Raw genomic sequence first — 21,853 nt, forward strand, 5'->3', positions numbered from 1 at the left:
GAATTATTCTACCTCAAACCTAGGGTTTACCCTAGGAATCAATCCATCTTGATGTTCGCCGCGTGCACCACCGTCTTCCAGCGATCGATCTCCTTGCGCTGGAACGCCTTGAAATCATCCGGCGCCATGCCGCTGGGATTGGCGCCCTGCGCGATCAGGCGCTTGCGCACGTCGGGCTGCTGGAGAATGGCGGCGACCTCGCGCTGCAGGCGGTTGGCGATGTCCAGCGGCGTACCGGCGGGCGCGAACAAGCCGTACCAGGCGTTGGCCTGGTAGTCGGGCACGCCCGATTCGGCCAGCGTGGGCACCGACGGCAGCACCGGACTGCGCTCGCGATCGCCCACCGCCAGGGCGCGCAGCGAACCGTTCTGGATGTAGGACAGCACCAGCGGCAGGTCGGCGAACATGACCGGAACGCGGCCGCTGATCAGGTCGGGGACCGACCCCGCGCTGCCCTTGTAGGGCACGTGGACCATGTCCACCTTGGCAAGATACTTGAACAGTTCGCCGGCCAGGTGCTGGGACGCGCCGACCCCGCCGGACGCATAGCTGACCTTGCCCGGCCGTTCCTTCAGGTAGGCGATGAGTTCCTTGACGTCGCGCGCGGGCACCGAGGGATGCACGACCAGCACCAGCGACACCGCGGCGACCAGGGTGATCGGCGTGAAGTCCTTCACGGTGTCGTACGGCATGGAGCCGTAGATCAGGCTGTTGGTCGCATGGGTGCCGATGGATCCGATGCCCAGCGAGTAGCCGTCCGGGGCGGCCTTGGCGACGAGATCGGCGCCGATGTTGCCGCCCGCGCCGGCCCGGTTCTCGACCACCACGGGCTGCCCCAGGCGCGTGGCCAGGCCGTCGGCCACGGTACGCCCCAGCATGTCGCTCGACGCCCCGGCGGCGAAAGGCACGATCATCTTCAGCGGCCGGTCCGGATAGGCTCCCGCCCAGGCCGCGAAAGCCGTGCAGCCCAGCGCCAGGGCCAGGGAAAACTTGGCAAGATAACGATGCATGGTTGGTCTCCTTCCTCGTTGTCGGCAAAACGCCCGGCGCCCCCTCGCTTGTCTCCGGAAGGTGGCGCCGGGCGGCGTGGCGTTCAATACACGCCGTCGATCACGCCCCCTTGCGCCCGCAGCCTGGCCTGCAATTCCTTCACCGGCAGGGCGCGCACGTCGGCATCGCCGCGTTCGGCGCACATCGCCGCCGCGGTGCCCACGGCCTGGCCCATGGCCATGCAGGGGCCCATGGTACGCGCCGTGCCCATGCCCTCGCGCGTGGCCGACAGGCAGCGGCCCGCGACCATGACGTTCTTCAGTCCCTTGGGCAGCAGGCAGCCGAACGGGATGTCATAGGAACCGCCGTTGGCGATGGGAATGCGTATCTGGGTCGTGCCGGACTGGTGGATGTCGACGTGCTGCGCCCCCTTGGCGACGGCGGAGTCCGGCTGCTTGCGGCCCGACACCACGTCGTCCCTGGTCAGCAGGTAGTCGCCCATGATGCGGCGCGTCTCGCGCACGCCCACGCGCGGGGCCAGCCCGGCGAACACCGAGTTCTCGAAACCCGGCAGGTGGCCCTTGACGAATTCGTACGTCTGCCAGACCTGCTCCATCAACGTGCCCACGGTGGCGCTGACCGCCGCCGTGTCGGTCCCGTCGATGTTGCCCCCTACCCGGGTGGCGTTGACGCAGACCTCCTTGCGGGCAGCGGAGGTCGGCTGGATCATGATCAGCGCGGTGGGAGCCAGGTCGCCACGGCGGATCGCATCGCCCAGGAACGGGCCTTCGCTCTTGAAGAACACCGAGGGCTGGCCCTGCTCGACCAGCAGGTCCAGCAACTGCTCGTCGGTCTTGTCGCCGCGGATGTAATCGCTTTCGCCCACCGCCATCGACGCGGGATTCTCGCGCGCGAAGCGCAGCAGCGTCGCGCTGTCCACGTTGCCCACGCGGAACATCAGCGACACCGGCTGTAGGTCGCCGCTGTCGTCGCTCATTTCGAACGGCGCGCCGGCGCGGGCAGCCAGGTCGCCGTCGCCCGAGCAGTCCAGGAAATGGTCCGCCGTCACCAGCGTGCGGCCGCTCTTGTTGACCACCACCAGGCCGGTGACCACGCCGTCCCGGACCACAACGTCCTCGGCGAACGAATTGACCCAGGCCGTTACGCCATGGCGGTCGAGCACGCGCATCACGGCGATCTTCATGATCTCGGGATCGACGCACACATAGCAGATCAGGCGATGGTCGTGCACCGGACCGATGAAACCGTTCATGCGCTTGCACTCGTCGAACAGTTCGTCGGAGATGCCGCCCACCACGTACTCGCCGCGCGCGTTCAGCACGCCGTCCAGCGACATGCCGCTAAGCAGCTCCCCGCCCAGAATGGGGTTGGCCTCGATGATGAGCGTCTTGCGGCCGTTCCTGGCCGCTGCCGCGGCGGCCGCGACGCCCGCGGCGCCTCCGCCCAGCACGACGACGTCGTAGTGCGCCTGATTGAGTTGCTGCGCCATCTTCCTGTCTCCCTGGATAGCAGGCTGGTGTGTTCGGGTGAAATAAACCCCATACTCCATAATATGGAATATATTCCCACTTACTTACTCGTTTAGAGTGAATCCAGTGTGTTTTATCCAGTAAATCACTGTCAATACGAGTCCATAATATGGAAAATCAGGCCAACTCATCGGGCACGCAAAGCATAGAGCGGACCATCCTGGTCCTGAAGAAGGTGGCCGCGCGCAATACGGCCGGCATCACGCTGGCCGAGGTGGCGCGCGAGACCGGGCTCAAGTCCCCCACCGCCCATCGCATCCTGGCTTGCCTGGTCGAACAGGGATTGCTGATGCAGCGGGGAACCAGGCGCGAATACTTCCTGGGGATGCTGGCCTATGAGCTGGGACTGGCGGCCAACTGCCACTTCAACCTGCGCGAACTGTGCGGTCCGGTGCTGAACCGGCTGGCGCGCGACACCGGCGATACCGTCTTCCTGACCACGCGCAGCGGCACCGACAGCGTGGTGATCGAACGCGCGGAAGGCAGCTATCCGGTCAAGGCCCTGACGCAGATGGTGGGCGAGCGGCGCCCGCTGGGCAGCACGGCCGGCGGCCTGGCCCTGCTGGCCGCCATGCCCGCGGCCGAGCGCGACGACGTGATGCGCAGGAACCGGCACCGGCTGAACCGCTACGGAAAACTGTCCGAGACCGTGCTCGACCACATGGTCGAGCGCGCCTGCCAGTTGGGCTACGCGCTGAACGACGGCGACATCCTGCCCGAGGTAACGGGCCTGGGCGTGGTCGTGCCGACGCTGCTGGGCAGCCACTACGCCGCGATCAGCATCGTGGCGCTGAACCATCGGCTGCGGGGGGACAGGCGCGAGGAAGTGGTGGGCATGATGAACGCGGAGGCGGTGAAGCTGAGCGAGACGCTGGCCGATGCCGGCGCGGCGTTCTCGTCCTAGGTCCGGGACACGATGGAGCACCGGCCGCCAGTGGAGGATAATGGCCCCGACCTCCACCAACCGATACCGCGCCCATGACCATCGAGCTCCACGCCTGGAACACGCCCAACGGCCGCAAGATCAGTGTGGCCCTGGAAGAAATGGAACTGCCCTACGAGGTGGTGCCCGTCGACATCCGCAACGGGCAGCAGTTCGAGGCGTCCTTCCTGCGCATCAGTCCCAACAACAAGATTCCCGCCATCGTCGACACCGACGGGCCCGGCGGCCAGCCGATCAGCGTGTTCGAATCCGGAGCCATCCTGTTCTACCTCGCGCGCAAGACCGGCAAGTTCCTGCCGGCCGACCTGCGCGCGCAGACCGCGGTCATGGAATGGCTGATGTGGCAGATGGGCGGCTTCGGCCCCATCCCGGGGCAAGTCCATCATTTCCGCGCGGTGGCCGACGAGACCGACCGCCGCTACGGCCTGCAGCGGTTCAGCGTCGAGACGCACCGCCTGTATGGCGTGCTGGACACCCGCCTGGCCGCGACCGACTACGTGGCGGGCGAATTGTCCATCGCCGACTTCGCCATACTGGGCTGGGCCTGGCGGCACGAGCGCCATCAGGTCGACCTGGCGGCCTATCCCAACGTGGCGCGCTGGTATGCGGCACTGATGGGACGGCCCGCCGTGCAGCGCGGCTTTGCCAGGAAGCTGGACTGATCGCGCACGGCTACACCGCCAGGCGCCCTCCCGCGTCCAGCTGCACCAGCTCGCCGGTCAGCGCGGCCGGCCCGTGCACCAGCCACCAGACCGCCTCGGCGATTTCGTCCGGCGTCTGCACCGATTTCAGCGGGTTCTTGGCGATCAGCGCGGCGCGCACGGTTTCGTAGCGTTCGCGCCCCATCCCGTTGATCAGCCAGTCGCCCTCGATGAAGCCCGGCAGCAATGCATTGACGCGGACCTCGGGCGCCAGCACGCGCGCGAACGAGAAAGTCATGGCGTTGAGCGCGCTCTTGGACGCGGCGTAGGCCATGCTGGACCCCGTGCCGCGCAGTCCACCCACCGATGACATGTTGACCACCGAGGCATTGCCGGTCCGCCGCAGCAGATCGGCCATTGCCCGCGTGACGACATAGACCCCCGAGACGTTGATGGCGAACACGCGCTGGAAGTCGTCGAACGACAGGCCGTCCAGGTTCTTGTGGTCGTTGAAGGTGGTGACGGCCGCGTTGTTGACCAGCGCGTCCAGGCGCCCCCAGCGCTGCTCGATGTCGCGCGCCATCGCGCGGCAGGCCTCGTCGCTGGTCACGTCGGCCCGCGCCACCAGCACGTCGGCCGCGCCCAGCGCCCGGCACTCGGCCGCGACCGCCTCCGCCGCTCCCTCGTCGCGCGAGTAATTGACGACGACACGCCAGCCCTGCCTGGCGAAGAACTTGATCGTGGCCGACCCCGCGCCGTTGCGGCCGGTCGCGCCGGTCACCAGGCAGACTTGCTCCATGCTTTCCCCTTTCATGTCCAGTAAGGCTGGCGCAGTTCGCGCTTGAGCAGCTTGCCCAGCGCGGAACGCGGCAACTCGCTTCGATATTCCACGGCCGCCAGCCGCTGTGTGCGTCCGACCTGCCCGTTCACCCATGACCGCAGCGCCTCCGGATCCAGCGCGCTGCCCGGCTTGAGCACGACCAGCGCCAACGGCGTCTCGCCCCATTGCTCGCTGGGGATGCCGATGACCGCCACGTCGGCCACCTCGGGATGGGCCGCGGTCACCGACTCCAGGTCGGTCGCGTAGATGTTGAATCCGCCGGAGATGATCAGGTCCTTCTTGCGGTCCAGCAGAATCAGGAAACCTTCCTCGTCGAAGCGGCCGATGTCGCCGCTGCGATGAAAGGCGATACCCGATTCGTCGCGCCAGTAGAAGGCCTCGGTGGCTTGCGGCTGCTTGTAGTAGCCGGCCATCATGTACGGCGACCAGCCGACGATCTCGCCGACCTCGCCCTGCGCGAGCACCCGCCCGTCGTCGTCGACGATGCGCATGTCGTGGTCCGGCGCCGGGCGGCCGACCGTGCCGAGCTTGTCCGGGAATTCGTGGGCGTCGAGCACGCAGCTGCATCCGCCCTCGGTCATGCCGTAGATCTCGCGCAGTCCGCCCGGCCACTGCGCCAGGATCTGCGACTTGAGCCGGGCGTCGAGCGGCGCTCCGGTGCATTGCTTGAGCACGAAGGACGACAGGTCGGTATGCGCGAAATCGTCGTGCGCGAGCAGGCGCTGGTACTGCACGGGCACCAGCATGGTGTGGCTGACCCGATGCGCGGCGCACAGCCGCAGGTATGCGGCGGCATCGAACTTGCGCATCAACACCGTCAGCCCGCCGTTGGCCACGGTAGCCAGCATGGGCTGCAGCGTGGTGTTCGAATACAGCGGGGTGGACAGCAGCATGACACTGTCCGGCCCCAGCCCGAAGCTGCGGCGGTTGGCCTGCCGCGACCGCATGCCGTGGTGATGCAGGATGCCCTTGGGCTTGCCGGTGGTGCCCGAGCTGTAGATCAGGTTGAAGGCCTGGTCGGCCCGGAAATCGACAGCAGGCGGCTGGCCGCCCCCGGCCAGCCAGTCTGCCCAGTCCAGCCAGCCGGGCGCCTGGAAATCCAGGGCGACGAGGCGCCGGGGAAAGGCGGCCATCAACTCGGTCTCGACGTCCTTCAAGGTCTCGCGGGCGTCGGCATCGGCCACCAGCACCGTGGCGTCCGAATCGCCCAGCATGCCCATCAGGGTCGCCGCGGTCGCCGAGGTGGCCAGCGGCACCACGCAGGCGCCGGCCCGCACCACGCCGAAGAAAGCCTGGATCGCGCGCAGGCCGGGCGACGCCAGCAGGGCGACCTTGCCATCGGGGCCGACGCCCATGGCGGCGCATGCGGCGGCGACGCGGTCCGCCTGCCGGGCCAGTCCGGCCCAGTCGAGCGTCTCGTGGCCGCACGCGAAGGCGGGCGCGCCGGGCCGCTCGCCCGCATGCCGGGCGATCAGGGAAGGAAAGTCGACGAAGGGCTGCTGCGCCTGCCGCGCCAGGATGTCACGCACGTTCTGGGTCATGGCGGCGTCACTCGTCATAGACCAGCATCAGGAACTCGGCGACCAGCGCCGGGCGTTCCTTGCCTTCGATCTCTATCGTGCAGTCCGACACCACCCGCGTGGCGCCCTCCTGGCCCCCGCCCTGGCCGCGCTCGACCGCCTTGATGCGCTGGCGCAGGCGTATGCGGTCGCCGACCTGGACCGGATTGACGAAGCGGATCTTGTTGGTGCCGTAGTTCAGCCCGCGGCCCCGGTGCGTGATCGCATAGACCGAGCGGACCAGATAGGGAATGAGGGACAAGGTCATGAAGCCGTGCGCGATGGTCTTGCCATCCGGCATCTCGCGCCGCGCGCGTTCCACGTCCACGTGCAGCCAATGATCGTCGCCCGAGATCCGGGCGAAATCGTCGATGCGCGACTGATCGATGGCCAGCCATTCGCTGACCCCTATTTCCTTGCCTATCCACGCCTTCAAATCGGCGGGACGGTCGAGAACCACCATGACGACTCCCTTGTGAAAAAGCCGTCAGGCCGGCGCGCGCGCCGGCACCCTGCCGAGCGACACCAGCGACATCACCGCATCGCCGTCCTGGTTGCGCACCGTGACGCGCGTGCGGATCATGCCCATGCCAGGACGCGACTTCGACCGCACGGTCTCGATCACCTCGCGCTCGACCACCAGCGTGTCGCCGGCCTTCACGGGCTTCGTCCAGCGCAACTCGTCCAGGCCCATGCCCACCATGGGCGTCTTGCCATAGCCACCGGCTTGCAGGAAGACGCGCATCGACAGCGCGGCGATCTGCCAGCCGCTGGCGATCAGCGTGCCGAAAGGGCCGGCCCGCGCCGCCTCCGGGTCCAGGTGCATGGGCTGGGGATCGTTGGCGCGGGCGAACGCGATGATCTCCTCCTCGGTGATCACCGTGGGCTCGCTGGTCCAGCGCTCGCCCACCTGGAAATCCTCGAAACAGCGGGCCTCCCCGCCGTTCGCGGCGGACGGGGAAGCAGGCGTTGCAACAGTCGTCATGTATCAGTTTCCGTAGCCGAGTATGGCCTTCACCTCGAGATATTCCTCGAATCCGAAGACCCCGAATTCGCGTCCGTTGCCGGACTGCTTGTAGCCGCCGAAGGGCAGGCTGCGATCGAACGGCGCGCCGTTCAGATAGACGCGGCCGGCGCGTATCGCATTGGCCACGCGCCGCGCCCGCTCCAGGTCCGGCGATTGCACGAACCCCGCCAGCCCGAACGGCGTGTCGTTGGCGATGGCGATGGCCTCGTCCTCGGTGTCGTAGCCCATGATGGACAGCACCGGGCCGAAGATCTCCTCGCGCGCGATCCGCATGTCGGGCGTGACGTCGCCGAATACCGTCGGCAGCACGTAGTAGCCGCGCTCGAGCCCCGGCGGGCGGCCGGTGCCGCCGGCGACCAGCGTGGCGCCCTCCTCGATGCCCGACCGGATCAATTGCTGGACCTTGTCGAACTGCGCCTGGCTGACCAGCGGGCCCATTGTGCAAGCCGGGTCCATCGGGTCGCCCAGGCGTATCGCCTCCACCGCCTCGCGCGCGGCCGCGAACGCCTCGCCCTGTCGGTCGCGCGGAATCAGCATGCGTGTGGGCGACTGGCAATTCTGGCCGGCGTTCGTGTTGCACGCGTGCACGCCCGCGATCACCGCGGCCCGGATGTCGGCGTCGGGCAGGATGATGTTGGCGGACTTGCCGCCCAGCTCCTGCGCCACGCGCTTGACGGTATCGGCCGCCAGCTTGGCCACCTTCACGCCCGCGCCCGTGGAGCCGGTGAACGACACCATATCGACCTCGGGATGGCTGGCGATCGCCTCGCCCACGGTCGGCCCGTCGCCGTTGACCAGGTTGAAGACGCCGGGCGGCAGGCCGGCCTCGTGCACGATCCGGGCGAACAGCAGCGAGCTGAGCGGCGCGATCTCGCTGGGCTTGAGGACGACGGTGCAGCCGGTCGCCAGCGCCGGCGCCACCTTGGACGCCACCTGGTTGAGCGGCCAGTTCCAGGGCGTGATCAGCCCGCAGACGCCGATGGGCTCGCGCCGCACGATGCCGCTGCCCATGCGTTCCTCGAACGGGTAGTCGGCCAGCACGCGCAACGCCTCCTCGAAGTGGAACAGCGCGACGGTGGCCTGGCGCTCGGTGGAGAACGTGATGGGCGCGCCCATCTCCAGCGTCATCGCGCGCGCCAGCTCCGGCAGCCGCGCGCGGAAACCGGCGACGATCTTCTCCAGCCAGCCCAGGCGCGCCTGCACGCTGGTCGCGGCATAGGCCGGGAACGCCCGCCGCGCGGCGCGCACGGCCCGGTCCACATCCCCGGGCGCGCCCAGGCTGACCAGCGCGAAGCTTTCCTCGGTGGCCGGATTGATGACCTCCAGGCTATTCGGCTCCAGCGGGTCCACCCAGGCGCCGTCGATATAGAACTTCAACGCATCCATGGTCATTCGATCGAGATCCGTGCCGACTTGACGACTTCCTGCCACTTCGTCGCCTCGTTCCTCATCAGTTCGCGCAATTGCTCGGGCGTGCCCGACAGCGGCACCATGCCCAGCGAGTTCAGCTTGGCCTTGCCTTCCGGCGACGCCGTGTACTTGTTGATCTCGGCATTCAGCGACGACACGACCGACTTCGGCAGGCCGGCGGGCCCCACCATGGCGCTCCATACCGTGGCTTCCAGCTTGACGCCCTGTTCGTTGGCCGTCGGCACGTCGGGCAGGCCCGGGAACCGGGTCTTGGACATCACCGCCAGCGCCCGGAGCTTGTTGGCCTGGATATTGGGGATCAGCGACGTCACCGGCGCCACGACCGCCGAGACCGAGCCGCTCATCGCATCCACCATCGCCGGCGAATCGCCCTTGTACGGAACCGGCTGAAGCTTCGCCCCGGTCTGGATGCTGAGGTACTCGGTGGCGAGGTGGCCGATGGTGCCGTTGCCGGGATTGGAGACCGTCACCGCGTTGGCGGACGACTTGCTCAAGGCCACGAACTCGGCCAGCGTGTTCGCTTTCACCGACGGGTTGACCGCGATCACGACCGGGATTTCGCCGACCAGCGCGATCGGCGTCAGGTCCTTCTCGGCGTCGAACGGCATGGGGTGGTAGAGCGACTTGTTGTTGGCCAGCGGGCCGGACGTGCCGATGCCCAGCGTGTAGCCGTCCGGCGCGGACTTCGCCACCGCGTCGACGCCGATGTTGCCACCGGCGCCCGAGCGGTTCTCGGCCACGAACTGCTGGCCGTAGTGCGCGCTCAGGCTTTGTGCCACCTGCCGCCCCACCAGGTCGGAACTGCCGCCGGCGGCGAAGGGCATGATCACGCGGACGGGTTTGCTGGGCCAGGGTCCGTCCGCCTGCGCGGCGGCCCCCTGCAGGGCAAGTATCAGCGCGGCCAGGGTGGCGCATGCGCGGGGGGATGGGTACGGCTTCATCGTTGTCTCCATGTGCTGTGTTCAGCGTGTCGAGAAGCCCGCGGAAAGCGGGCTCCGCTTTTTTCGATGAATGCAGGCGCTGCGTGTCCGACCTGTCGGACGCGCAGCGCTGGAGACGGGAAAGACTTTGCCGGTGTCGCCGGGCGCGGCAGGCATGCATGCCGTCTCCGCGAAAGAGGATGCACCCCGGCGTCCCGCGCCATCAAGGCGAGTTTTGGAAGTTTTCGATGAGTGAAAAGTTTGAGCGGGCTCAGTTTTCCAGCGGCCCGTGCAAGGCCGTGTACTCCGCGGTCGCTTCCTTGAAAGCGCGGGAAAACGATAGTCCTTCCCGGACCAGCCGGCCCGCGATCCGGTCCCGGCCGGCGATCCAGTCGGCCATGGCCGCGACCCGGTCGAGCCGGTGCGCCGGCACGCAGGCGATCCCGCTGGCGTCGCCGACGAGCACGTCCATGGGCGCCACGGCAACGCCGTCGATGGCGATGGGGCCGTTGACCCGTTCGATGCGGACCCGGGTGCGGCCGGTCACGGCCACGCCGTGGCGGACGTGGATGGGAATGCCGGCTTCCCCCAGTTCGTCCACGTCGCGCATGCCGCCGTCGACCACCCAGGCGGCCACGCCGCGCCGCGCGCTGGCCAGCGCGGCGATGCCGCCGGCCACCGAGACGCGCGCGCCGCCCGCGTCGATCGCGATCACCTGCCCCGCGCCGGCGTGATCGGCATACCGCGCGATGTCGAAATCGCCCGGGTCATAGATTCCGAGCGGCCCCGTCGAAGCCTGTACGGTGAAGGCCGGGCCCGCGAACGAAGCGCCGCGACGGATGGCGGGCAGCCCGGTAATGGTGCCGGCCACGCCCAGCATGTCCAGCACCGCGCACACGGTGCTGGCGCCGGCGGACCGGAGGCGCTGATGGATGTCCTGCATGGCGTTCTTCTCCTCGTCCATGGTCGTTCAGCCCTGAAGTTCCAGCGACGCGCGCACCTTGGCGGCCTGTGCGCGGGCGGCGCCCAGCAGATAGCCGAGGTCGCTGCCCACCACGAAGAAGCGGGCCTGCTCCTGAGTGACGTAGCGCCGGATGAACTCCGGCTCGTAGCACCCGCCCACGCCCAGCACCTTGCCATGGGCGGCGCAGGCGCGCGACACGCGCGCGATGGCCTGGGCGACGGCCGGCGCGCCCACTTCGCCCGGAATGCCCATCTCGGCGGACAGATCCTGGGTACCCACGTGCAGGATGTCTATGCCGGGCACGGCGGCGATTTCCTCGCATCGCTCGATGGCCTGGGGCGTCTCCAGCATGACGGCGATCAGCGTCTCGCGGTTCACGAAATCCATCAGCTCGCGGGGATCGTGGCTGGCGAATTCCACATGGGGCAGGCCATAGGCCATGGAGCGGTGGCCGGCCGGCGCATAGCGGCAGATGTCGACGATGTGCCGCGCCTCGTCGGCGTTCTCCACGTGGGGAAAGACCAGGCCCTGAGCACCGCTGTCCAGCGCATGGATGGCGTGGACGCGCTCCAGGTTGGGCGTGCGCACGATGGGCGCGATGCCCGAGCCCAGGGCGGCCTGGCAGATCTGGCTCACGACGTCCGCCGGCACGGGGGTGTGTTCCGTGTCGATGAACAGAAAATCGTAGCCCGCCGTCTTCATGATGCGCGCGATGTCCACGGTGCGGGCCTGGCGGACCGCGACACCCAGCACGGTCTGCGAGGCGGCGAGTTTCTTGACAAGAGGATTGGGAATCATGGTGACGCTCTTGGAATCTAGGGTTGGGAAGAATGCTGCCGCGCCGCGCCCAGCGCGCGGTCGCAGACGGCGGACAGCCGGCTCTGGGCGCTGAGGTGCTCGATGTCCGTGGGCAGTTCGATCAGGCTCGGCACGCCGGCTTCCAGCGCGCGCCGCAGCGCCGGCGCGAAGTCCTCGTGGCGCAGGACCCGCTCGGCGGCCAGGCCGAACGAACGGGCCAGCGCCACGAAGTCCGGATTGCCGATGTCGGTCGCGTAGACCCGCCCGGGAAAGCGGCGCTCCTGGTGGGCGCGGATCGTGCCGTACGAACCGTTCGCCACGACCACGATGACGATGGCGGCGTTGTGCCGGACGGCCGTCTCCAGTTCCTGGACGTTCATCAGGAAGCAGCCATCGCCGGCCAGGCACACCACCTGACGCCCCGGTTCGTGGATCTTGGCGGCGATGGCCGCGGGCAGGCCGTAGCCCATGGCGCCGTTCAGCGGCGCGAGCTGGCCGCGGAAGTGCTTGTACCGATAGTGCCGATGCAGCCACGTCGTGTAGTTGCCGGCACCGTTGGTCACGATGGCATCCGGCGCGAGTTCCTGATCCAGCGCCGCCACCACCTGGGCCATGTCCACCGTGCCGCCTTCGCGCGTGGGCGCGAGGAAACGCAGATAGTCGGAACGGCCCCCCCGGGTCCAGTCCTGCCAGGGCGGAGCATCCGGAAACGAGGCTTCGCGAGCCGCCAGCGCCGCGCGCAAGAAGGACTCCGGCGTCGCGGGCACGAGCACGTCGGCCTGGTAGACGCGGCCCAGCTCATCGACGTCGGCATGCACGTGGATCATCCGCTGCTTCGGCCGAGGCACGTCGACCAGCCGATAGCCGCCGGTCAGGGCTTCCGACAGCCGGCCCCCCAGCACCAGCAGCAGATCGCTGTCGCGCACGCGGGCCGCCAGCGACGGGTTGGTGGACAGCCCCAGGTCCCCGGCATAGCTGTCGTGGCGGTTGTCCAGATAGTCCTGGCAGCGGAACTCGGCCACCACGGGCAGTTGCAAGGCGCGCGCGAAATCGGCCAGCGCCCGCGAGGCCGGCGCGCTCCACCCGCCGCCGCCAACGACCAGCAGGGGCTTGCGGCTGCGCGCCAGTTCGCCGTACACGTCGGCGATGGCGGCCGCCGTCGGTTCGATGTCGAACCGCGACCACGTCCGCGTCGCGGCGACGGGACCGGAAACACGCGCTTCCAGCACGTCTTCCGGCAGCGCCACCACGACCGGCCCAGGCCGGCCGCCGGCCGCGACCTGGAAAGCGCGGGCGACGATCTCGGGCAGCCGGGCCGGGTCGTCCACCTGGGCCACCCATTTCGCCATGCTGCCGAACATGGCGCGGTAATCGACCTCCTGGAAGGCGCCGCGCCCCATGTGCCCGCGCGCGACCTGTCCGACGAACAGCACCAGCGGCGTCTCGTCCTCGTGCGCCGTATGCACGGCGATGCTGGCATGCGTTGCGCCGGGCCCGCGCGTGACGAAGCACACGCCCGGCTTGCCGGTCAGCTTGCCGTAGGCCTCGGCCATGTTGGCAGCCCCCGCCTCGTGGCGGCACACGATCAGGCGCAGCCGCTCGCGCTGCTCGAACAGCGCATCCAGGGCATCCAGATAACTTTCGCCCGGCACGCAGAAAGCCAGGTCCACCTGCTGCTCGATCAGGCAGCGCACCAGCAGCTCGCCGCCGCTCGGCGATGCCGTCGCGGATTCGTTCATCGCATTCTTCTCCATCAGATATGGGTCCCACCGTCGATGACGTGCTTGCGCCCCGTCACATAGCCTGCCTGCGCGCCGCACAGGAACGCGCAGAAGGCGCCGAGCTCCTGCGGACGTCCCGGCCGCCGCACGGGAATCGACGCCACCCGGTGCGCGCGCAATTCGTCGGCGCCGATGCCCAGGTTGGCGGCCTCGGCCGCCAGGTTCTCGCGCAGCCGCTGCGTCTCGATGCTGTGCGGCAGCAGATGGTTCACCGTCACGCCGTGAGGCGCGACCTCGCGCGCGAGCAGATCGCAGAAGGCGATCAGCGCCGCGCGCGGCGACACCGACAACGCGAACCCGGAGCGCGGGCTCAGCACCGCGGCGGACGAGATGTTGACGATGCGGCCAAAGCCCCGCGCGCGCATCTCGCCCACGCAGGCGCCGATCAGGGCCACCGGACCATGGAACAGGCCGTTCATGGCCGCTTCCCACACCTCGCCTTCGATGCCGGTCGCGTCGTGCCGCACGGGCGGTCCGCCGCCATTGGCGACGAGGATGTCCGGAACGCCGGTGCGGCGCGGCAGCTCGCCGCACGCCCGCGGATCCGACAGGTCGGCGACGACGGTCTTCACCACCGCCCGCGCGCCGGCCACGCCGGCGATGTGCCGCGCCGCGGCCTCCAGCCGGGCCTGGTCGCGCCCCACGATGGTGACCTCCACGCCCTCGCCGGCCAGCGCCTCGGCGCAGGCCAGTCCGAGGCCGCTGCTGGCCGCGCACACGACGGCGCGGCGTCCTTGAAGACCGAGATCCATGCCTATTCCACCTTCAGGTTGGCATCCCGGACGATCTGCAGGTACTTGGCCTGCTCCCGCTCCACGAACGCGCGGGTCTCGTCCGGCGACGCCGGGACCGGCACCGCGCCCACATCCAGCAGCCGCTTGCGCACCGGCTCGGAGGCCAGGATGCGGGCCGACTCGGCGGCCAGGCGCTTGACGACGGGACGCGGCGTGCCCTTGAGCACCGCGATCGTGTTCCACACGCCCACGTCGTAGTCGGCGTATCCGGATTCCGCGATGGTCGGCAGGTCCGGCAGCGCGGGCAGGCGCTGGGGCGTCGACACCGCCAGGGCGCGCAGCTTCCCGGACTGGATGTACGGCAGGGTGGTCGTCACGGGATCGATCATGAAATCGAGCTGCCCGGCGATCAGGTCGGTGATCGACTGCGAACTGCCCCGATAGGGCACGTGCACCGCCCGGAACCCGGCCCGCGCGGCGAATATCTCGACCGCCAGATGCGGCGCCGAACCGATGCCCGACGAGCCGTAGGACAGCTTGCCCGGATTCTTCTTCGCGTGGTCCACGAGTTCGGCCACCGTGCGTATCGGCGACTTCGCGTTCACGACCAGCAACTGCGGCACGGTGGTCAGCATGGTCACGTAGTCCACGTCGCCCGGGGCATAGCGCAGGTTCGGCAGCAGCGCGGGGTTGATGGCCTGGGTGCCTATCGTCGCCAGCATCAGGGTGTAGCCATCCGGCGCCGCCTGCTTGACCGCATCCATCGCCACCGCGCCGGCCGCGCCTGTCTTGTTCTCCACCACCACCGTCTGCCCCAGCCCCTTGGCCAGCTCGCTGGCATAGATCCGCGCCACCAGGTCGGTAACGCCGCCGGCCGAGAACGGAACGATCAGACGCAAGGCCCGGTCCGGGTAGTCCTGGGCCTGCGCGGGATGGTGGAACACGGCCCATGCGCCAAGCATGACGAGTACCCGGATGAAAGCCATGGCATGTCTCCTGTGCTTTGTGTTGTGGCTCCACTCTACTGGGCTGCACTCCAGTCATGCATACAAGTTCGTATACTTATTATTCATAATCGAATAAGGAGCGCCGGCCGTGAAATTCGGAGAACTCCAGAATGCCGACTTCACCTCGCTGCACTTCTTCGTGCTGGCCGCGCAGGCGGGATCGCTGTCGCGCGGCGCCCTGGGCGCCGGCGTCAGCCAGCCGACGTTCAGCCGCCACGTCCTGAAGCTGGAACGCGAGATGCACGCCCGCCTGTTCGAACGGGTGGGCCGGGGCGTGACGCTGACGGTGGCGGGGCGGCGCCTTTACGAGGCCGTGCTGCCGGGCTTCGAGCAGCTCCTGAACGGCCGCCGGCTTGCCATGGCGGAAGTCGACGACGCCGGCCTGCGCCAGGTCACCATGGGCCTGCCGCCGTCGATCGCCAACATCCTGGGCCCCCGGCTGCTGGATACCGTGCGGACCACGCTGCCGACGCTGCGCATGCATGTCGTCGAGGGCTTCCATCGCGCCCTGGTCGATTCCCTGCACCGGGGGCATCTCGATTTCGCGCTGCTCTACACGATGATCCCGATCGCGGGCCTGCATGCCGACCCGTTGATGGACGAGGAACTGTGCCTGGTCATGGCACCCGCGCGCGCCCGCAACAAGAAATCCGTCAGCTTCTCTCAACTGGGGGACTTTCCCCTGTCCCTGCCCAGCCGCCCCCACGGCCTGCGCGAACTGCTGGAAGACCAGGCGGCCGTGCACCGGGTACGCCTGGACGTGCGCCACGAGTTCGATACCTCGCTGACGTTGACCAAGCAGATGCCGTTGACGGACCTCGCCTGCACCGTGCTGCCGTTCTCCGGTGTGCACGACGAGGTCGAGGGCGGCCGGCTCGCGGCGCTGCCCATCCGCAAGCCCGACCTGTCCCGCCGGCTGGTCATCGCCTATGCGAACAACCGGTCGATGACGCCCGGGCTGTGGCAGTTCCTGCGGATGCTGCGGACGCAGTGCGAGACGCTGGTGGCCGATGGCACCTGGAAAGGGGCCCGCATGGTGGTGCCCGGGTCGTGACGGCCAATACAGGGAATACCCTTGGTTCCACATCGGATGGAATGAAACCCCGCCCAACGCGCTCTTCTACAACATGATCTCTTCCGCCGAGTCGCGCTACAACCAATGGGTGCGCGAACACTACCGCTTCCTGCTGCGCAGCGCCTGGGCCCTGACCGGCTCCCGGGCGATCGCCGAGGACGTGGTACAGGACTGCTTCACCAGCGCCTGGCGCTTTCGCGACCAGTTGCGCGATCCCGCCATGGCACGCGCCTGGCTGTTCCAGATCATGCGGCGCCATGCGTACCGCAATCTCGATCCGGCCCAGACGGCCGCCCAGGGGGACGGCCAGGTCGAGGAAGAGGCCGATCCCCGCGCCCATGCGCTGGACGAACAACTGGACGTGGTCAAGGCCCTGGCCCGCATCGCCCCCATCCACCGCGAAGTCCTGGTGCTCTATTACTTCGACGACATGCCCACCGCCCTGATGGCCGAAGCGCTGGACATCGCGCCCGGCACCGTGCTGTCGCGCCTGGCGCGCGCCCGCGATGCCCTGAAGGCCGCCCTCCAAGCTCCCCCGCGCCGTGCCGCGCCGGAAACGGCGGCCAGTGTCATCCCGCTGCGGAAACAGACCCCATGAATCGCGACGACAGTCCCCAAGATACGGAATTCGACCTGCGCGCCCGCGCCGAACTGGCCCTGGCGTTCGAACCGGGCGATCCGCCGGCGCACCTGCTGCGCCATACCCCCTGGCACGCGCGGCGCGGCCTGCGCGGCATGCTGGCCACCCTGCTGGTCGGCTGCTCGGCGGCGGGTGCCGTCTTCGCCATGCGCCCGCCCGAACTGGTGCGCTCGGCCATCGAGCACGAATACTACGAGCGCACGCTGCGCGGCAGCTTCATTTCCGCCACCGACATGGCGCGCCACCTGGACCTGCCGCCGCAGCAGGCGCTGCCCGGCTATATCCAGCTGATGCGTCCCTGCGACATCGACCGCGAACGCGCTTACCACCTGACCACCTTCTTCGAGAAGGGCGGCATCGTCACCGTGCTGTCCTTCGAGCAGTTCCAGCGCATCCCCGACGGCGAGGGCTGGTGGGCCAACACCTACTGGAAGGTCGTGCGCTCGCACGAAGGCCGTCCGCTGATACTCATCGCCCAGAAGAAGCAGGCCCTGTCCGTGGCCTCGCGCGCGCTGGGGCAGCCCGAAGCCGCCCCCGCTTCCTGATTTCCCGTTCTCGTCCACAACAACAAGGAGAGACCATGCACGACACCCCCCCCACCTCCCTGCCCCGCCGCCGCCTGCTCGCGGGCGGCGCCACCGTGGCCGCGACCGCCGGACTGGCGGGCCTGCACGGCCAGGCGCTGGCCCAGGCCGCCGCCGCGCCCGCCGCGGCCAAACCCCTGCCCGGCTACGCCGGCTGGAAGAACGCCGACGCCGTCGTCGTGCACAGCGGCACCACCATCGAGACCAAGCGCAGCGCCTTCGGCACCAGCGTGGTCACGCCCACCAACCAGCTCTACGTACGCAACAACCTGCCCACGCCCGCCGACACCATCGTGGCCGATCGCGACGCCTGGCAATTGCAGGTTTCGGGCGTCAAGCAACCCCGGACGGTCAGCTTGCGCGAACTCAAGACCATGGGACTGGAAACCGTGACCATGGTGCTGCAATGCTCGGGCAACGGCCGCGGCTTCTTCCCCAGCAAGCCCAGCGGCACCCCGTGGACCGTCGGCGCCGCCGGCTGCGTGACCTGGAGCGGCGTGCCCGTGCGCGACGTCGTCCAGGCCCTGGGCGGCCTGATGGACGGCGTGCCCTACATGACCGGCACCGGCGGCGAAGTGCTGCCCGCCGGCATCGACCCCAAGACCGTCATCGTCGAACGCTCGGTGCCCGTCGCCGCCATGCAGGATGCGATCCTGGCCTGGGAACTGAACGGCGAGCCCATCCCCCTGGCCCACGGCGGCCCGCTGCGCCTGATCGTGCCGGGCTACACCGGCGTCAACAACATCAAGTACGTCAAGCAGCTCGCCTTCACCCCCAAGGAAAGCGACGCGCGCATCATGTCGCACGGCTACCGCATGACGCCCCCCGGCGGCAAGGGCGACCCCAGCCAGCCGTCGGTGCAGGAAATGAGCGTCAAGTCCTGGATCAACAGCCCCGTCCCCGAGGACGGCACCCAGGCGGCCGGCACCGTGCAGATCCACGGCGTGGCCTTCGGCGGCCTGAATGGCATCAAGGGCGTGGAAGTCTCGCTGGACGGCGGCAAGACCTGGCGCGCGGCGCGCCTGGTGGGCCCCGACATGGGCAAATACGCCTGGCGCCAGTTCGTGCTGCAGGCCACCCTGCCCAAGGGCAAGCACGTGCTGGCCAGCCGCGCCACCGACGACCGGGGCAACGTCCAGCCCGAGACGCGCGGTGAAAACCAGAGCGGCTACAACAACACCAGCTGGGCCGACCACGCCGTCACCATCACCGTCGCCTAGGCAACGGTACGCCCCGGGGGGCTTCCCCCGGGCACGTCTCCCTTCAAGCCAACCACTCCCGAAATGAAGAACGTCCTCACCTTCTGTACGCTGGCCTTCTCGGCCCTGGCCGCCACCGCGGCGCATGCCGCCGACGACGCCGCCCAAATGGCGCGCGGCAAGAAGCTGTTCACCACCGCTACCCCGGCCTGCGCCGTGTGCCACACGCTCAAGGACGCCGGCGCCGAAGGCGCCATCGGCCCCGTGCTCGACGAACTGCAACCCGACGCCCCCCGCGTCGCCCGCGCGCTGCGCGACGGCATCGGCAGCATGCCGTCGTTCAAGGCCACGATGAGCGATGCGGACATCGAAGCCCTGGCGCTGTATGTGAGCAAGGCCAGCCGGGGCAAGTAAACTCCGGGGGATGCCTTGTTCCCCCATCCCCGCATCCCCAGGCCGCCGATGACCGCCGCGCACTGGGGACTGTACCTGTCCATCGTCCTGGCCAGCACCCTGAGCCCGGGCCCCGCCGTCCTGCTTGCCATGTCCAACGGCGCGGCCTGGGGCTGCCGCGCCTCGGTCTTCTCCACACTGGGCAACGTTGCCGGCCTGGTCACGCTGGCCGTGGCCGCCCTGATCGGCATAGGCGGGGTGCTGGCCGCTTCCGGCGTCGCCTACGCAATCCTGCAATTGGCCGGCGCGGCCTACCTCGTCTACCTGGGCGTGAAAAAGTGGCGTGCGGCCGACATGCGGCCCGAGGCAGCCAGGCTTGGCGACATGCCGCCGCCGGCCAGCCTGTTCACCCAGGGCCTGCTCGTCGCGCTGTCCAATCCCAAGGCCATCCTCTTTTTCCTGGCGCTGCTGCCGCAGTTCATCCAGGGCGACCGGGCCCTGCTGCCTCAGTTCGCCGCACTGACTTCGGTCCTGTCGATTTTCTCGTTCGCGGCGCTGATGGGTTATTCGATGCTGGCGCGGGCGGGGCGGAGGCTGGCGCCGGGGAGCGGGCTGCTGGCGGTGGCGAACCGGACGGTCGCGGGCATCTTCGTGGTGCAGGGGGTGTCGATGATGGGCAGGATCGTGCTTGCTGCCTCGGGCGTCTCTGCCTGACCGGGCCAGTCCGTGTACCGGTTGGCGCGACACCCTAGTCGTAGTCCTCCAGGAACTCGGTAACCCGGCGCACGAACGCCTGCGTGACCAGCGACCGGGGTTTTCCCGCCGGAAACAGCATCGCGAAATCATTGAAGAACGCCGGCTCGAACCGGCGCGCGACCAGGCCCCGGCCCGAGAAATCGTGGGCGGTGACGGAATCGACGATGCTGTAGCCCACGCCCTCGGCCACGAACGCGCACATCGACGCGAACAGCGGCGTCTCGACCTTGATCGACAAGGTGGCGCCGTTTTCGGCGAACAGCTCCTGCAGGCGCTGCGTGCGGATGTGGTCGCGCGGCGCGGTCACGATGGGCAGTCCGCTCAGGTCGGCCGGGCGAATGACCTCGTTGCCCGCCAGCGGATGCTGCGCGGGCAGGACACAGACACAGCGCAGGCGCAGCTTTTCCGCGTCGACCCAGCCCGGGTCATACGCCGTCTCCGAAAATCCGATGTCGAACTGCTGAGTGGTGACCAGGGTCACGACCGTGGGCGAGCTGCGTGCCTGCAGCGTGACGTTGACGCCGGGATAGTCCCGCAGGAAATGCGCGGCGACGCGCGGCAGGAACTCGAGCGCCAACATGGGAAGCGCCGCGATCCGCAGACTGCCCGCCTTCGCGTCGCGGATGTCGGCAGCCAGTTGCTCGATGCTGCCCAGCCCCTGAAGCGCGGCCACCACCCCCCCGTGGAAATACTTGGCCTCTTCGGTGGGCTGCAAACGGCTCTTTTCGCGTACGAACAGGCCAAAGCCGAGGTCGGACTCCAGTCCCGCGATCAGGGCGCTGATGGCGGGCTGCGACAAGCCGAGCCGGACGGCGGCGCCTGTCACGGTTCCTGCGACCATCACTGCGTGGAAAGCTTCGAGCTGACGCACTTTGAACATGGCGGGACAGGGTATAGGTGATTTTTATGGATTCAGAGAAAAACAGGATTGGATCGAGGATTTCGGCATCGTTATGCTGGGGACCGTAGCGCATCCACAGAAATGATAGTGCTCGAAACCGGGGGACGAGTCATGAAACATGCAACAGCGTGGGGCTTGAAGTTCTTTCTGGAGGCACCGATTGCCGCCCTGGCCGGCGTACTGGCCTTCGCCCCCGGCGCGCGCGCTGCGGACGACTATCCCAACCGGCCGATCCGTATGCTGGTCGGATTCTCCGCGGGCGGTGCCACCGACCTGTCGGCGCGCATGATCGCGCTGCAGTTGTCCGAGCGGCTCGGACAATCGGTCGTCGTGGAGAACCGTCCCGGCGCGGGCGGCAGCATCGCGGCCAGCGCCGTGGCGAAGGCCCCCGCCGACGGCTACACCCTGCTGTACACCTCGGCGGCTCACGCCATCAACGCCGCGCTCTACAAGTCGCTGCCTTTCGATCCCGTAACCGATTTCCAGCCCGTCACCACGGTGACCACCACCCTCAATGCGCTGATCGCCCACCCATCCCTGCCCGTGCGCGGCGCCGCCGGGTTCATCGCCTACGCGAAGGCGAACCCTGGCGGCGTCAGCATGGCCTCGACCGGCATCGGCTCGTCCAGCCACATGGCGCAAGTCCTGTTCACCAGCATGGCCGGCATCAAGGTCAATCACGTGCCCTACAAAGGCACGGGCGAAGCCATACGCGACATCGTTTCCGGAGAGATCAAGGCTAGCGTCGACGCCGTCACCGCCTACCTGCCCTACCTGAGGAACGGCAGCCTCAAGGTGGTCTGCCTGGGCGACGTCCGGCGCAGCACGCTGCTGCCCGATGCCCCCACCTGCGACGAAACGGGCCTGCCGGGCTACGCGGTCAGGAGCTGGCAGGGCGTGCTCACGACGGCCAACGTCCCCCGCAACATCGTGGACCGGCTCAATCGCGAGATCAACGCGATCCTGAAGTCGCCCGAGACGATCCGGCAAATGCAGGCGGCGGGCGCCCGCCCGCTGGGAGGCACGCCGGAAGAGTACGCGGCGATCATCAAGCAGGACATCGCGAAGCTCAAAGAGCTGGTCTCGCTGGCCGGCATCCAGCCGCAATAACGCGAGGGC

Annotated in this window: 23 protein-coding genes; 9 read left to right on the forward strand and 14 right to left on the reverse strand. The window is 68.6% G+C overall.

The features are described 5' to 3' along the window. Positions 1–38: 38 nt before the first annotated feature. A complete protein-coding gene (locus WKR98_RS00565) occupies positions 39–1,010 on the reverse strand; it encodes a Bug family tripartite tricarboxylate transporter substrate binding protein (protein ID WP_341431725.1) in 972 nt (323 codons plus the stop codon). An 83-nt stretch (positions 1,011–1,093) separates the two neighbouring features. After that, on the reverse strand, positions 1,094–2,500 hold the full coding sequence (locus WKR98_RS00570; RefSeq protein ID WP_124691354.1) for an FAD-dependent oxidoreductase: 1,407 nt from the start codon (positions 2,498–2,500) through the stop codon (positions 1,094–1,096). A gap of 149 nt (positions 2,501–2,649) precedes the next feature. Between WKR98_RS00570 and WKR98_RS00575 the strand changes: the two genes are divergently transcribed. Both WKR98_RS00575 and WKR98_RS00580 read left to right on the forward strand, forming a co-directional pair. Continuing rightward, positions 2,650–3,444: an IclR family transcriptional regulator gene (locus tag WKR98_RS00575; RefSeq protein WP_124691355.1), complete on the forward strand. Its 795-nt coding sequence runs from the start codon at positions 2,650–2,652 to the stop codon at positions 3,442–3,444. Positions 3,445–3,518: 74 nt separating this feature from the next. Beyond that, positions 3,519–4,145, forward strand: coding sequence for a glutathione S-transferase family protein (locus WKR98_RS00580; RefSeq protein WP_124691356.1), 627 nt, complete (start codon positions 3,519–3,521; stop codon positions 4,143–4,145). A 10-nt stretch (positions 4,146–4,155) separates the two neighbouring features. Here the strand turns inward: WKR98_RS00580 and WKR98_RS00585 are convergent, their stop codons facing one another. From WKR98_RS00585 to WKR98_RS00635, 11 genes are all read right to left on the reverse strand, one after another. Further along, a complete protein-coding gene (locus tag WKR98_RS00585; RefSeq protein ID WP_161567945.1) occupies positions 4,156–4,923 on the reverse strand; it encodes an SDR family NAD(P)-dependent oxidoreductase in 768 nt (255 codons plus the stop codon). A gap of 11 nt (positions 4,924–4,934) precedes the next feature. Then, positions 4,935–6,506 (reverse strand): class I adenylate-forming enzyme family protein, encoded by a 1,572-nt coding sequence (locus WKR98_RS00590; protein WP_341431726.1) that lies wholly within the window; start codon positions 6,504–6,506, stop codon positions 4,935–4,937. A gap of 7 nt (positions 6,507–6,513) precedes the next feature. After that, complete coding sequence (locus WKR98_RS00595; RefSeq protein ID WP_124691359.1) at positions 6,514–6,987, reverse strand: MaoC family dehydratase; 474 nt, start codon at positions 6,985–6,987, stop codon at positions 6,514–6,516. A gap of 24 nt (positions 6,988–7,011) precedes the next feature. Further along, complete coding sequence (locus tag WKR98_RS00600) at positions 7,012–7,509, reverse strand: MaoC family dehydratase (protein ID WP_124691360.1); 498 nt, start codon at positions 7,507–7,509, stop codon at positions 7,012–7,014. Positions 7,510–7,512: 3 nt separating this feature from the next. Further along, a complete protein-coding gene (locus WKR98_RS00605) occupies positions 7,513–8,943 on the reverse strand; it encodes an aldehyde dehydrogenase family protein (protein WP_341431727.1) in 1,431 nt (476 codons plus the stop codon). Continuing rightward, the gene (locus WKR98_RS00610) at positions 8,940–9,923 is read right to left on the reverse strand and encodes a Bug family tripartite tricarboxylate transporter substrate binding protein (protein ID WP_341431728.1); all 984 of its coding nucleotides are present in this window, start codon (positions 9,921–9,923) and stop codon (positions 8,940–8,942) included. The genes WKR98_RS00605 and WKR98_RS00610 overlap by 4 nt, the downstream gene beginning before the upstream one ends. Before the next feature lie 250 nt (positions 9,924–10,173). After that, on the reverse strand, positions 10,174–10,845 hold the full coding sequence (locus tag WKR98_RS00615) for an RraA family protein (RefSeq protein ID WP_341431729.1): 672 nt from the start codon (positions 10,843–10,845) through the stop codon (positions 10,174–10,176). Between the two features lie 27 nt (positions 10,846–10,872). Further along, positions 10,873–11,664 carry an HpcH/HpaI aldolase family protein gene (locus tag WKR98_RS00620; RefSeq protein ID WP_124691364.1) on the reverse strand — a complete coding sequence of 264 codons (792 nt, stop codon included), beginning with the start codon at positions 11,662–11,664 and terminating at the stop codon, positions 10,873–10,875. A 17-nt stretch (positions 11,665–11,681) separates the two neighbouring features. Continuing rightward, on the reverse strand, positions 11,682–13,403 hold the full coding sequence (locus tag WKR98_RS00625; RefSeq protein WP_341431730.1) for a thiamine pyrophosphate-binding protein: 1,722 nt from the start codon (positions 13,401–13,403) through the stop codon (positions 11,682–11,684). Positions 13,404–13,417: 14 nt separating this feature from the next. Next, the gene (locus WKR98_RS00630) at positions 13,418–14,197 is read right to left on the reverse strand and encodes an SDR family oxidoreductase (RefSeq protein WP_341431731.1); all 780 of its coding nucleotides are present in this window, start codon (positions 14,195–14,197) and stop codon (positions 13,418–13,420) included. 2 nt (positions 14,198–14,199) lie between these two features. Beyond that, positions 14,200–15,165, reverse strand: coding sequence for a Bug family tripartite tricarboxylate transporter substrate binding protein (locus WKR98_RS00635; RefSeq protein ID WP_341431732.1), 966 nt, complete (start codon positions 15,163–15,165; stop codon positions 14,200–14,202). A 109-nt stretch (positions 15,166–15,274) separates the two neighbouring features. Here WKR98_RS00635 and WKR98_RS00640 point away from each other — a divergent pair, with 109 nt between their 5' ends. The 6 genes from WKR98_RS00640 to WKR98_RS00665 all read left to right on the forward strand — a co-directional run bounded on the left by WKR98_RS00640 (position 15,275) and on the right by WKR98_RS00665 (position 19,791). Next, positions 15,275–16,240 carry a LysR family transcriptional regulator gene (locus WKR98_RS00640; protein WP_341431733.1) on the forward strand — a complete coding sequence of 322 codons (966 nt, stop codon included), beginning with the start codon at positions 15,275–15,277 and terminating at the stop codon, positions 16,238–16,240. A 73-nt stretch (positions 16,241–16,313) separates the two neighbouring features. Next, positions 16,314–16,859, forward strand: coding sequence for an RNA polymerase sigma factor (locus WKR98_RS00645; protein ID WP_341431734.1), 546 nt, complete (start codon positions 16,314–16,316; stop codon positions 16,857–16,859). Beyond that, positions 16,856–17,446: a hypothetical protein gene (locus tag WKR98_RS00650; RefSeq protein WP_124691370.1), complete on the forward strand. Its 591-nt coding sequence runs from the start codon at positions 16,856–16,858 to the stop codon at positions 17,444–17,446. The genes WKR98_RS00645 and WKR98_RS00650 overlap by 4 nt, the downstream gene beginning before the upstream one ends. 35 nt (positions 17,447–17,481) lie before the next feature. Continuing rightward, positions 17,482–18,705 carry a SorT family sulfite dehydrogenase catalytic subunit gene (sorT, locus tag WKR98_RS00655; RefSeq protein ID WP_124691371.1) on the forward strand — a complete coding sequence of 408 codons (1,224 nt, stop codon included), beginning with the start codon at positions 17,482–17,484 and terminating at the stop codon, positions 18,703–18,705. 63 nt (positions 18,706–18,768) lie between these two features. Then, positions 18,769–19,098, forward strand: a complete 330-nt coding sequence (gene sorU / locus WKR98_RS00660) for a SorU family sulfite dehydrogenase c-type cytochrome subunit (protein WP_124691372.1) — start codon at positions 18,769–18,771, stop codon at positions 19,096–19,098. A 15-nt stretch (positions 19,099–19,113) separates the two neighbouring features. Then, positions 19,114–19,791 carry a LysE family translocator gene (locus tag WKR98_RS00665; RefSeq protein WP_341431735.1) on the forward strand — a complete coding sequence of 226 codons (678 nt, stop codon included), beginning with the start codon at positions 19,114–19,116 and terminating at the stop codon, positions 19,789–19,791. Positions 19,792–19,825: 34 nt separating this feature from the next. On the opposite strand, the gene WKR98_RS00670 is transcribed toward WKR98_RS00665, so the two are convergent. After that, the gene (locus WKR98_RS00670) at positions 19,826–20,713 is read right to left on the reverse strand and encodes a LysR substrate-binding domain-containing protein (RefSeq protein WP_341431736.1); all 888 of its coding nucleotides are present in this window, start codon (positions 20,711–20,713) and stop codon (positions 19,826–19,828) included. Positions 20,714–20,845: 132 nt separating this feature from the next. Here WKR98_RS00670 and WKR98_RS00675 point away from each other — a divergent pair, with 132 nt between their 5' ends. Beyond that, entirely contained in the window at positions 20,846–21,844 is a 999-nt protein-coding gene (locus WKR98_RS00675) for a Bug family tripartite tricarboxylate transporter substrate binding protein (RefSeq protein ID WP_341431737.1), read from the forward strand. The last annotated feature ends 9 nt before the right edge of the window (positions 21,845–21,853 follow it).

The sequence above is a fragment of the Pigmentiphaga sp. YJ18 genome (assembly GCF_038066655.1).
Taxonomy (GTDB): domain Bacteria; phylum Pseudomonadota; class Gammaproteobacteria; order Burkholderiales; family Burkholderiaceae_B; genus Pigmentiphaga.